The organism is Flavobacterium sp. R1_16 (genome assembly GCF_057652095.1).
Genome location: NZ_JBYFCG010000001.1, coordinates 19,766 through 32,257, shown reverse-complemented (window position 1 = coordinate 32,257; position 12,492 = coordinate 19,766). Strand labels below are relative to the sequence as shown.

Genomic DNA, 12,492 nt, shown 5'->3' with positions numbered 1-12,492 from the left:
GATTTATCCTGAATTTATGTTTCTCATTTGTCTACAAAAAAATCCACTTGTTACACTTTAATTGCTTTTCTATATTTCTAAATCGTTCATCTTAATAGTTTTTTCTATTTTTGCCAAAAACTATTTCCCATGTCATCATTTTACAAACTAACTATAAAAGAAGTACGACGCGAAACCCCGTCTGCAGTATCTGTTTTATTTAACGTTCCACTAGAATTTAAAGATTTCTATCGATTTATTGCAGGTCAATACATCAATTTAAAACTTACCTTAGATGGACAGGAAATCAGACGTGCCTATTCTATTTGTTCTTCACCTGAAAGTGGTGAATTACGAATTGCCATAAAAGAAGTGAAAAATGGTACTTTCTCCGCATTTGCTAATAGCAAACTCAAAGCAGGTGATACTTTAGAAGTAGGAACTCCAGAGGGAAAATTCACTTTTGAACCAGAAATGGGACGCTTACGAAATTATGCTGCTTTTGCCGCTGGAAGTGGTATAACACCTGTTTTATCTATCATTCAAAGCGTATTAAACGGTGAACCAAAAAGCACTTTTGTCTTAGTTTACGGTAACAAAACTCCTGAAGAAACTATCTTTCACAAACAATTACACGATTTACAACTGAAATACGTAGGACGCTTTTTTGTGCATTTTGTGTACAGTCAAGCCAATGTTGAACATGAACTTTTTGGTAGAATTGACAAATCAACCGTAAATTTTGTACTCAATAACAAACACGCAGCATTGCAATTTGAAAAATTCTATTTGTGTGGCCCAGAAGAAATGATTAATTCAGTTTCTTCCATTTTAAAAGAAAAAAATTACAAAGATTCAGCCATAAAATTTGAATTGTTTTCTACTTCAACAAGCGAAAATACAATAGAAAAATCGCTAAGTGGTCATTCTAAAATCACCGTTATAGTAGATAGTGATGAAACTTCTTTCGAAATGTCACAAAAACAAACCATTCTTGAAGCGGCTTTAAAACAAGGTATTGATGCCCCTTATTCCTGTCAAGGTGGAATTTGCAGTAGTTGTTTGGCGCGAATCACATCTGGAACTGCCGAAATGAAGAAAAACTCCATTTTAACTGACAGTGAAGTTGCGGAGGGATTAGTGTTAACTTGTCAGGCGCATCCAACATCTGATGCTATTGTTGTTGATTATGATGATGTTTAAATAAAAATTTCAATGACAATTTCTAAATTCCAATTTTGTTTAGGCAAGATTGGAATTTATTTTTTCTACAACTTTCTCTACTGAAATGGTTCGCATCGCATCTTCATATCCTTTCACTTTTTTATTTCCATAAACTGAAGTTGGCAAATAAGGATACTTAGTTCTATCGGATACCAAAGCATTTTCTAAAGGTTGATTGAACGGTGAAAAACCAGTAAACGGATGTGTAGCGCCCCAAAGCGTAATAACATTTACTCCTAACATCGCTGCTATGTGAGCGTTTCCGCTATCCATACTTAGCATTATATCCAGATTGGAAATCAATTGCAACTCTTGTTCAAATTTTATTTTCCCTGCTATAACAATAACATTCTGTCTGTTTTTTGAGAGAGCATTCAAAAGTTCAATTTCTTTGTTTCCACCTCCGAAAAGTACAATTTTATAATTTGGGTTAAGAGCCAGTGCATCAATCACTTTTTGCATTAAATCTAGTGGATATACTTTTGATTCGTATTGCGCAAAAGGAGCAATTCCGATTAATTTGTTTGAATTGTCGCCAATTAAATGTACAACTTCAGCGTCTAGCTTTTGCTTTGGCGGGAAAATTGGATTTGAGATATCTACAGAAAAGCCCAGTTGTTGAAAAACATTAGCATGTCTTTCAAACATGGTCGGTAGTGGTTGAAAAACTTTATTTTTTGCTCTTGTTAAAGCTTTTTTTGCTGCACGTCCTTTGTCAACAGAGGCGATTTTTTTTCCGCTGATAGCAAATAATGTTCTCACGATTTTAGAACGCAACACATTGTGCAAATCAGCAAAAGCATCAATATCTAATGGTTTCAAATCTCGAAATAAATGAATTAACCCAAAAAATCCTTTGTGTCGCTTTTTTTCATCAAAAGCAAAAAAAGAAACATTGGGAATTCCTTGGAAAAAAGGTTTGAAAAACGGTCGAGAAACTACTGTGATTTTGACTTCTGGATTTTGTTGCACTAATGCCCGTAAAACAGGAACCGTCATGGCGACATCTCCCATTGCGGAAAGTCTCATGACGGCTATATGTTGGTTTGCCTTTGACAATTAAATTATGTTTAAAAAACATTAAGATAATAAGAAAATTAAGAAGGGCTTAATGAAACTTAACACCTTAATGGTTTAAAATAAATATTAATTATTTCTTATTCTGATACAAAATAGGATTCAATTCATCATCATTGTACATTTTCATCTGCTTGTACACCTTCATGAATTTATCTCCATTTTCAATATCTTTCAATAAATCGTCAATTGCCGTTGACAAATCGGTTCTTTGTTCTAACAGAATATTTAATTTGGCTTGACATTTGTCTCTATGATCTTGGGTAGCTTCAGGTCGAGTAGCTTCTTCTTTCATATGATAAATTTTCAATGCTAGAATTGACAATCTATCAAACGCCCAAGCTGGACTTTCAGAATTGATTTTGGCATGGTCTTTTGCTTTTACATGACTGTATTTTTGTAAAAAATAGCTATCAATATATTCCACCATATCGGTACGCTCCTGATTGGAGGCATCAATTTTTCTTTTAAGAGTCAAAGCAGCTACAGGGTCGATGTTTGGATCTCGAATAATATCCTCGTAATGCCATTGAACAGTATCAATCCAGTTCTTGAGATACAATAAATGCTCAAATTTATCTTTGGGATAAGGATTAGCAATTGGGTGATTTACATCATCAAATTGATGATAATCAATAATACTTTGTTCAAATACGGAATAAGCTAATTTTGAAAACATATCTCTTTATATTAAAAAGACAAAGATACTTTTTATACTTTTATAGTCTATAAAAAACTTTTGTAAGTTTAAACCAAAATCTAAATTATGCAAATTCATTATTTATCAGACGAAAATAGTATTCTCAACCATTTTTTAGGACAAATAAGAAATGTAACTGTACAACATGACAGTATGCGTTTTCGAAGAAATGTGGAGCGGATTGGCGAAGTCATGGCGTATGAATTAAGTAAAAATTTACACTATTCACCTATTGAAATTCAAACACCGCTAGGCATAAAAAAAACAACTCAAATAACGGATAAGTTAGTTTTGTGTTCGATACTTCGTGCGGGTTTACCACTGCATTTAGGCTTCTTGAATTATTTTGATAGCGCTGAAAACGGCTTTGTTTCTGCCTACAGACATCATCCAAATAATGATGCTTTTTTTGATATTTTGGTAGAATACCAAGCCGTTCCTAACATTGAAAACAAAACATTGTTACTTATTGACCCCATGTTAGCCACGGGACAATCTATGGTTGCGGTTTATGAAAAATTGATGGAAAAAGGCTTGCCTAAAGAAATTCATATCGCCGTTATAATTGCTGCGCCTGATGGGGTTAATTACCTGAAAAATCATTTGCCTGACCATTGTCATCTGTGGGTCGCTACTCTAGATGAAAAACTTAATGATAAAAATTACATCGTTCCTGGTCTTGGAGATGCTGGAGACCTTGCCTACGGAAACAAATTATAATTGGGAGAAAAAAGAAAAAATTCCCAACGCAATTAAAGCGAATAATACAACCTCTTTTTGCCACTTTATTTGTGCCATTTCTATATGACTGGTTGCCATCATCGCTAGTGGAGCTATAGTAAAAACCAATAAGTCATTACTTTTGCTTGGAGAAATCACAAAAACTACAACACCTATAAAAAATGCGCTTATAATTTTCTTATAAGAAGAATGAAGCATTAACGGACGATTTGATAAAGACAAAAGCAAGGATGTCACAAAAAACAAGGCAATCGTTGCGTAAATTGATAGCGCTAAATTCTGATAATTATTGATAAAATAGTTGATTTTATAATCTATAACTGTTTGATTTAGTAATTGTTTAATATATGTTGCATCAAAGAACAAAGCCATCAAGAAAAATATAGAACCTATGGCAAAGAAAGCTATGAATGGCAAAAACCAATTTCTGTAATCTCTAGCTACATGAAATAAAATTGCTATAAACACTAGTATGATATACAAGATACTCCAAAAATGAAATAAACATGCAACAAAAACCCATAAGGAAGCATCAAATATTTTTTCTTTGGGAGTTCTTGGTGATTGTAGCGAAATCAATCTTCGTAAAGCCAAAAGGATAAAAAAGTTTGATACAATCAAATTGAAATTACTCCAAAGTTGAGGAAAAAATAATAATAAGATAAAGTAAAATAAAACCGTGTAAGCGCTGTCTTTACTCAGAGCATTTTTTTTAACAATGAAGTTTGCAATGAATAAAGACCCTAAAATTGTTGTTAATAATAACGTCCTTTTTATAATTCCTAATTCAACATTTCCTTGAATTTGGCATAAAAAAAAGAAAACTAACACCCCGATAATCACTGCAGAATAATTTAAAAGTGTAGATTTTCTAAAAAGACTTGTAATCATAAGGATATTTTATACTTTTGTAAATGTAAATATAATACTTGTTTAAAAAAATGAAACAAGCAGTAGAATAAAATTTTCAATTTGAAATTTGTTCCCGTGAGTTTCCCTTAAAACAAAAAAATAATTCTAAACAATATGAAAGCATTTTTTGAAGGAATACAGTGGTTATTTGAAAACATTTTTTTTATTCCACAAGACTATTTTAGAAAATTAGAACTTACCCATTGGTTTGCTGCTAATACTATCAATTGGATATTCATGATTATTTGTACAGTTGCTACGGTATATTGGATCAAACAATTGAAATTACACGAAGAAAATAACGAAGAAAACCAAGATACTACGGCTCATTCCTTTTTAAGTAAATAAGGTCAAAGCCAATATCTTTTCTACAATACATCGTATCAAAATGTAGTTTTTCTATACTTTGATACGATTTTTTTATGGCTTCTTGAAAAGTATCTCCATAAGAAGTCACCGCGAGAACTCTACCTCCGTTACTTACCACTTTTCCATTATCTATTTTAGTTCCCGCATGAAAAACAATCGATTCTGAAACATTTTCAATTCCGGAAATTTCTTTTCCTTTTTCAAAATCTTCAGGATAACCTCCAGAAACAACCACAATCGTTGTGGCACTTCTGGTATCTATTTCAAGTGAAACTTCGTTTAATTTTTCTTCAGCTACCGCTAAAAACAATTCTACTAAATCTGATTTTAATCTTGGTAGAACCGCTTCAGTTTCTGGATCGCCCATTCTCACATTATACTCAATAACCATTGGTTCTCCTTTTACATTGATTAATCCAATAAACACAAAACCTTTGTAGAGTATTCCGTCTTTTTGTAGACCATCAATGGTAGGTTTAACAATCCTTTTTTCTATTTTTTCTAACAAAATGGAATCTGCAAATGGAACTGGCGAAACCGCTCCCATTCCTCCTGTGTTTAAACCTGTATCACCTTCTCCTATACGCTTGTAATCCTTTGCCGTGGGAAGCATTTTATAATTTTTACCATCGGTCAATACAAAACAACTTAACTCTATTCCGTCTAGAAATTCTTCAATAACCACTTTGGAGCTTGCCTCGCCAAACTTTTGATGAAGTAGCATATTGCGTAATTCCATTTTGGCTTCTTCTAAATCTTGAATTATCAACACTCCTTTTCCGGCAGCCAAACCATCTGCTTTTAAAACATACGGAGGCGTTAGGGTTTCTAAAAAAAGGCAGCCTTTTTCAACAGTTTCGGCAGTAAAACTATCATACGCTGCGGTAGGAATATTGTGTTTTACCAAAAATTCTTTGGCAAACTCTTTACTTCCTTCGAGTTGGGCTCCTTTTTGAGATGGACCTATAACTGGAATTGTTTTCAACTCTTCATCATTTTGAAAAAAATCAAAAATACCTTTTACTAATGGATCTTCGGGACCAACAACAACCATCTCAACTTTTTCAGCCAAGACGAATGTCTTTATGGATTGAAAATCTGTGGGATTTATATCTATATTCGTTGCTATGGTTGCTGTTCCTGCATTTCCGGGAGCGACAAAAAGTTTGGAACAATATGAACTTTGAAGCATTTTCCAGGCGAAAGCATGTTCTCTTCCCCCAGAGCCAAGTAGTAAAATTATCATGGTGTAGTTATAAGTTGTGAATTGCAAAAATACTTGCTTTTAGATGTAAATTGGTAATAATTTTTTAAAAAAATGTTAGTAGGTAGTGGTTAGTTGTAGCTATGTATTACTTTTGTAAAAAATTAACTTTTAAGTGTTAAATCTTTTTAATCTTTCATTAAAAATAAATGGCTATCCAATAGGAAAAGCCAAACAGCAATTATCTGAAATTTTAGCTGTTCCAGATAATGATTACCATCATTTTATTGAAAATAAAAAAAGAGAAATTGTTGATTTTCACCTGAAAAACAATTCGTTTTACAAAAATTTTATCGGAGAATATGATGTAACAAGATGGGAAAATATTCCCGTGATGAAGAAGATAGATTTTCAAATTCCTTTAAAAGAAAGACTTTCTAATGGTTTTTCTAAAAGAAATGTATATGTCAATTCTACTTCTGGCTCCAGTGGTGATCCTATGGTTTTTGCGAAAGATAAATTTTGTCATGCGTTGATATGGGCAAACATAATGCGCCGATTTGGTTGGTATGATATCGACTGTAATCGCAGTTATCAAGCCCGTTTTTATGGTATGCCTTTAGATTTTATTGCTAATAAATTGCTTCGTCTTAAAGACTATTTAAGCAATCGCTACCGTTTTATCATTTTCGATTTGTCATATCCTAGTATTGAAAAAATAATTGGTGAATTTAAAAGACGAAAATTCGACTACATTAATGGCTACACAAGCTCTATTGTACTCGTTGCAAAATACTTAAAGAAAAGGAAACTAGTTCTTAAAAAAATTTGTCCTTCATTAAAAGTGTGTATTGTTACCTCTGAAATGCTTTTTGAAGAAGATAAAAAACTATTGAATGAGCAATTAGGTGTGCCAATAATTAACGAATATGGAGCTTCTGAGCTTGATATTATTGCTTTTGAAAATCCAAATGGAGAGTGGCAAGTAAACTCTGAAACTTTGTTCGTTGAAATTTTAGACGAAAACAACCAACCTTTACCTTGCGGAAAAGAAGGACGCATAGTAGTAACAAGTCTCTATAACAAGGCACATCCGTTTATTCGATATGAAGTAGGCGATTATGGTATATTAGACGAAAAAAGCACTCCTAAAAAGCCTATTCTGAAAAAATTAATTGGTAGAACAAACGATGTTGCCATTCTTCCAAGCGGTAAAACTTCGCCTGGAATGACTTTTTATTCCATAACCAAAAAGCTTTTTGATGATAATGGAAACGTGAAAGAATTTGTCATAATACAAACCCAACTTGATACTTTTGAAATTCAATATGCTAGCGATATGCCTTTAAAAAAGGCAGAAATAAAAAGAATCGAGGCTGTATTTTCTGACTTTTTAGAACCTAATTTGAAATATATTTTTACTCGTAAAGAAATTTTGAAAAGAAATGAAACTGGTAAATTGAAACAGTTCTTCTCTATGATACATACTAAAAGCTAATTTGCTTTTCTTCTTTTTCTATCTTGCTTTTTTATGCAAAAAAGACGAGATTCCACAATTAAATACTAAATTCGTGATGAAAAGTATGTTACTATGAAAATCACAATAGTCGCTGGAGCAAGGCCTAATTTTATCAAAATTGCTCCTATTATAAAAGCAATTCAAGATAGACAAAATGAAGGCTATTCAATTTCGTTCCGATTAGTGCATACTGGACAACATTATGATAAAAATCTAAGTGATACTTTTTTTAAAGAACTTCGCATTCCTAATCCCGATGCTAATTTGGATGTTAAAAGCGGTTCACAAGCCGTTCAAACCGCCACAATAATAATCGCTTTTGAACAAGAACTACTACAAAACCCTTGTGATTTAGTTTTAGTAGTTGGCGATGTCAATTCCACCATGGCATGTGCTCTAGTTGCTAAAAAGCTTCATGTGAAAGTGGCTCATGTTGAAGCGGGAATTCGCTCTGGTGATATGACTATGCCTGAAGAAATTAATCGAATTGTAACCGATAGTATTTCTGATTATTTTTTCACAACCTCAACTTGGGCGGGTGATAATCTCATAAAATATGGTGGGGATGTCTCTAAGATTTATTTTGTTGGTAATGTCATGATTGACACCTTGTGCCAAAATAAGGATAGGTTTGAAAAACCTTTTTTTTGGGATGACTATCAATTAAAACAAAGCAACTATATTGTTCTTACTTTGCATCGCCCATCGAATGTTGATGAAGAACTATCTTTACAAAATTTATTAATTGGTATTAATGATTTAGCTGGAGATAAAAAAGTGCTATTTCCGGTTCATCCAAGAACAAAAGCGGTATTAGAAAACTCTAATTTAAATTTCGAAAACATTATTTATGTCGAGCCACAGGGTTATTTGTCTTTTCTGTATTTAATTAAAAATGCATTTGCCGTAATAACAGATTCTGGAGGTATTTCAGAAGAGACTACGGTTCTTGGTATTCCGTGTTTTACCCTCAGAGAAAATACCGAAAGACCCGAGACAATTACTGTAGGAACCAACACATTAGTAGGAAATTCTATTGAAAATTTAAAGGTTGCCTACAATTTATTTATTCAAAATGGAAAAAGAAAAAGCAGCATCCCTGAACTTTGGGACGGAAAAGCTTCTGAAAGAATAATTACTATTCTACTAACTATTTTCAATCAGCAGTTGCTGAAATAAATTCAGCATACAATGGAAGAAATACTAATCATATCCAATTACTATCCTCCAGAAAAAGGAGCTGCTGCCAATAGAATCGAACAATTGGCTCTGCAATTGCAACAAAATAATTATGTTGTTTCGGTAGTTTGTCCATTAGGGAATTATCCAAAAGGAGAATTATTTCCCGAATATAAAGGTAAATTTTATTGTGTTGAAACTTTACAGCAGATTGTTGTAAACCGTCTTTGGATTTATCCAAGCAACAGTGCAACTATTTTTAAACGAATTTTATCCGTTCTATCGTTTACTTTTTGTCTATTTTTCTATTTATTAATTAAAAAAACGCCCAAGAAAATTATTGTTCAATCGCCACCTTTGTTAATTTCTTTTATCAGTGTGGTGGTATTATCATTGCAACGAAAAAAAATAATTTTAAATGTTTCCGACTTATGGCCTTTGGCTGCAATAGAATTAAATGCTTTAAAAACAAATTCCTTTTCTCATAAAATCTCTTTGTTTTTTGAACATTTTATATACAAAAAAGCTACTCTACTATTAGGTCAATCCAATGAAATAATAAGTCATATTCATCAATTATTTCCAGAAAAAGAGTGCCATCTGTACAGGAATTTTCCAAATCATCAAGTAAGTAATTGCATCATTAAAACCGATGAAAATCAACCTATACAACTATTTTATGCTGGTCTATTAGGTGTTGCACAGGGAATTTTGGAAGTATGTGAGAAAATAAATCTTAACGATTTGAATATGGAGTTTCATATTTTTGGCGAAGGTGCTGAGAAAACTCAGATTGAAAACTACTTACAATCCAATCCATCCAAAAAAATATTTTTTCACGGAATGTTAGAACGTAACGAGTTAATTTCCAGACTAATATCATTTGACATAGCTCTTGTTCCTCTTAAAAAGAGAATTTATGGTTCTGTTCCATCAAAAATATTTGAATATAGCTCATTAGGTATTCCTATACTTTATTTTGGTGGCGGTGAAGGAGAAAGTATTGTTAAGGAAAATCATTTAGGATGGGTGACACCAGATGGAAATTATAACTCTTTAAACGAAACTTTATTAGATATTTCAAAAATGCAGAAAGAACAATTATTTGAAATGAAAAAAGGGATTTTGGAACAAGCTCAAAACAATTTTAATCTTGCGATTCAAACTGAAAAACTAATTAAAAACAATGTCTTCTAATAGGCTTTTTCTTCTCCTCTAAAAATGTTGATTACCGTTTGTACAATAATTTTTATATCAAGTAACAACGACCAGTTTTCGATGTAGAACACATCATATTTAATTCTGTTAATCATGTCTTCATCGGTTTCAATTTCACCTCTGAAACCTCTTACTTGGGCCAATCCTGTAATTCCAGGTTTCACATAGTGTCGTACCATGTACTTTTTTATCTTGCTTCCATAAACTTTATTTTGCGACCAAAGATGTGGTCTAGGACCAACTACCGACATGTCACCCAATAAAACATTAAGAAATTGAGGCATTTCATCTATACTTGTTTTGCGCAAAATTCTTCCTATTTTAGTAACTCTAGGGTCGTTTTTTGATGCTTCTTTCTCAGTTGTTTTATTAATTTGCATGGAACGAAACTTGTAACAGAAGAACTCTTTTTCATCCATTCCAGGTCTTCCTTGTTTAAAAAAGATTGGCCCTCTAGATTCTGCTTTTATCAAAATAGCCAATAGTGGTACCAACCATGATAGTAATCCAACGATGACAATTATTGAAAAAACGATATCAAATCCTCTCTTGAAAGCCTTTGTTAAAGGGTCATGAAGTAAGGTTTTTTGGAGAGATAGCACGGGAAATACTTCATAATATTCCATTTTTAAACTCTTTGAAAAAATCTCCTTTGTATCTGGAATGAACTTTATGGTTTTACGATGGTCATCAGCAAAATCGACCAAATCTTTTAATTGTTCATTTGTAATTTCATTTAACGAACAATAAATTTCGTCAACGTTATGCTCTAATACAAATTTTGTTAAATCCTCCAATCTTCCTTTGATATTGGCATTAGATTTTTTATCTGAAAAGAAACCTAGAAAACGATATCCGTAATCAATTCTTTTTTCAAAAAGAGATTTTAAACGAATAGCTTCAGGTGTATATCCAATAATTACTGCGCTTCTATAGTTGCTCCCAGTTACTACTCTATATTTTTTTAGGTAATAAAAAAGTAAGTATTTAAAAATGGTTATTAGGGTAAAACTAGAAACCATGAAATAGGCTATTGCTTTTCCGCTAAATAAAACTTCTTTTGAAAAGGGGAAAAAAGCAATGATTACCAATAAAAACAATACTCCTTGTTTGACAATTTTCGAGGTAATTTCAACCGGTGTGGTAAATCTATATATAGCATAAAATTTAATTAAAAGCGCTATAATTCCCCAAGCAATTGTTTGATAAATAATATAATACAAAGAATTCAAATTCAATTCTTTGAAAAAAAACAGGCACAAAACAGTAATTACCAATAAGTCAAAAGATATACTTATTGGTCTGATATATTTTGAATATCTACCTGTTTGTGATGCGGTCATGTTAGTGAATATAACCCGTAAAGTCCTTGTGTTCTTCTTTTAAAAGTTCTTCTGTGGATAATGATTTGAAGTAGTCATATGTTATTTTCATACCCTCTGCTCTTGAAACTTTAGCTTGCCAGCCCAACAATTCTTTTGCTTTTGTTGTATCAGGTTGTCGTTGTAAAGGATCATTTATTGGTAATGGGTGATAGACCACTTTCTGATTAGTTCCTGTTAATTTTATGATTTCTTCAGCAAAATCCTTGATAGTTATTTCATCTGGATTACCAATGTTTACTGGATATACATAATCAGAATGTAGCAACCTAAAAATACCTTCCACCTGATCATCTACATAACAAAAAGAGCGTGTTTGCATTCCGTCACCAAAAATAGTTAAATCTTCCCCACGCAAAGCTTGACCTATGAAGGCAGGAATGACTCTTCCATCATTCAATCGCATTCTTGGTCCATAAGTATTAAATATCCGAACGATTCTTGTTTCTACACCATGAAACGTATGATAGGCCATGGTTATAGATTCCTGAAATCGTTTGGCTTCATCATAAACACCTCTTGGTCCTATTGTATTTACATTTCCATAATATTCTTCCGTTTGCGGATGAACCAATGGATCACCGTATACTTCAGAGGTAGATGCAATTAAAATCCTTGCCTTTTTTACTCTTGCCAAACCTAAAAGATTATGCGTTCCTAAAGAACCCACTTTAAGAGTTTGTATAGGTATTTTTAAATAATCTATTGGACTTGCAGGTGAAGCAAAATGAAGAATATAATCTAACTGTCCTGGGACATGAACAAATTTTGTAATATCATGATGATAGAACTCAAAATTCTTGAGTTTGAATAGATGTTCTATGTTTTTTAAATCTCCAGTAATGAGATTGTCCATCCCTATAACAAAATAACCCTCTGCAATAAAACGGTCACACAAATGCGATCCTAAAAAGCCTGCAGCTCCAGTAATAAGTATTCTTTTCATTTTTGTTTGTTAGTTACTTTTATAACGTAAAAATTATAATTT

12 protein-coding genes are annotated in these 12,492 nt (G+C 32.4%); 6 read left to right on the top strand and 6 right to left on the bottom strand.

Annotated elements, in window-relative coordinates:
- The first annotated feature begins 129 nt into the window (after positions 1-129).
- Complete coding sequence (locus AC23L6_RS00115) at positions 130-1,182, top strand: 2Fe-2S iron-sulfur cluster-binding protein (protein ID WP_487560254.1); 1,053 nt, start codon at positions 130-132, stop codon at positions 1,180-1,182.
- 39 nt (positions 1,183-1,221) lie between these two features.
- On the opposite strand, the gene AC23L6_RS00110 is transcribed toward AC23L6_RS00115, so the two are convergent.
- Positions 1,222-2,232 (bottom strand): glycosyltransferase family 9 protein, encoded by a 1,011-nt coding sequence (locus AC23L6_RS00110; RefSeq protein ID WP_487560253.1) that lies wholly within the window; start codon positions 2,230-2,232, stop codon positions 1,222-1,224.
- 121 nt (positions 2,233-2,353) lie between these two features.
- Positions 2,354-2,959, bottom strand: coding sequence for a DUF4254 domain-containing protein (locus tag AC23L6_RS00105; RefSeq protein ID WP_487560252.1), 606 nt, complete (start codon positions 2,957-2,959; stop codon positions 2,354-2,356).
- An 87-nt stretch (positions 2,960-3,046) separates the two neighbouring features.
- Here AC23L6_RS00105 and upp point away from each other — a divergent pair, with 87 nt between their 5' ends.
- On the top strand, positions 3,047-3,700 hold the full coding sequence (gene upp / locus AC23L6_RS00100) for a uracil phosphoribosyltransferase (protein WP_487560251.1): 654 nt from the start codon (positions 3,047-3,049) through the stop codon (positions 3,698-3,700).
- Here the strand turns inward: upp and AC23L6_RS00095 are convergent.
- A complete protein-coding gene (locus AC23L6_RS00095) occupies positions 3,695-4,612 on the bottom strand; it encodes a DUF6427 family protein (RefSeq protein WP_487560250.1) in 918 nt (305 codons plus the stop codon). The genes upp and AC23L6_RS00095 overlap by 6 nt on opposite strands.
- 135 nt (positions 4,613-4,747) lie before the next feature.
- Here AC23L6_RS00095 and AC23L6_RS00090 point away from each other — a divergent pair, with 135 nt between their 5' ends.
- Entirely contained in the window at positions 4,748-4,981 is a 234-nt protein-coding gene (locus AC23L6_RS00090) for a DUF6341 family protein (RefSeq protein WP_487560249.1), read from the top strand.
- Here AC23L6_RS00090 and purD read toward each other — a convergent pair.
- Complete coding sequence (gene purD, locus AC23L6_RS00085; RefSeq protein ID WP_487560248.1) at positions 4,953-6,248, bottom strand: phosphoribosylamine--glycine ligase; 1,296 nt, start codon at positions 6,246-6,248, stop codon at positions 4,953-4,955. The genes AC23L6_RS00090 and purD overlap by 29 nt on opposite strands.
- A 133-nt stretch (positions 6,249-6,381) precedes the next feature.
- On the opposite strand from purD, the gene AC23L6_RS00080 reads away from it, so the two are divergent.
- From AC23L6_RS00080 to AC23L6_RS00070, 3 genes are all read left to right on the top strand, one after another.
- On the top strand, positions 6,382-7,704 hold the full coding sequence (locus tag AC23L6_RS00080) for a phenylacetate--CoA ligase family protein (RefSeq protein ID WP_487560247.1): 1,323 nt from the start codon (positions 6,382-6,384) through the stop codon (positions 7,702-7,704).
- Positions 7,705-7,797: 93 nt separating this feature from the next.
- The gene (gene wecB, locus AC23L6_RS00075; protein WP_487560246.1) at positions 7,798-8,904 is read left to right on the top strand and encodes a non-hydrolyzing UDP-N-acetylglucosamine 2-epimerase; all 1,107 of its coding nucleotides are present in this window, start codon (positions 7,798-7,800) and stop codon (positions 8,902-8,904) included.
- 12 nt (positions 8,905-8,916) lie between these two features.
- A complete protein-coding gene (locus AC23L6_RS00070; protein ID WP_487560245.1) occupies positions 8,917-10,101 on the top strand; it encodes a glycosyltransferase family 4 protein in 1,185 nt (394 codons plus the stop codon).
- Here AC23L6_RS00070 and AC23L6_RS00065 read toward each other — a convergent pair.
- Together AC23L6_RS00065 and AC23L6_RS00060 are read right to left on the bottom strand one after the other, a co-directional pair.
- A complete protein-coding gene (locus tag AC23L6_RS00065) occupies positions 10,098-11,465 on the bottom strand; it encodes an undecaprenyl-phosphate glucose phosphotransferase (RefSeq protein ID WP_487560244.1) in 1,368 nt (455 codons plus the stop codon). The genes AC23L6_RS00070 and AC23L6_RS00065 overlap by 4 nt on opposite strands.
- A gap of 1 nt (position 11,466) precedes the next feature.
- A complete protein-coding gene (locus AC23L6_RS00060) occupies positions 11,467-12,450 on the bottom strand; it encodes a UDP-glucuronic acid decarboxylase family protein (RefSeq protein WP_487560243.1) in 984 nt (327 codons plus the stop codon).
- Positions 12,451-12,492: the final 42 nt, after the last annotated feature.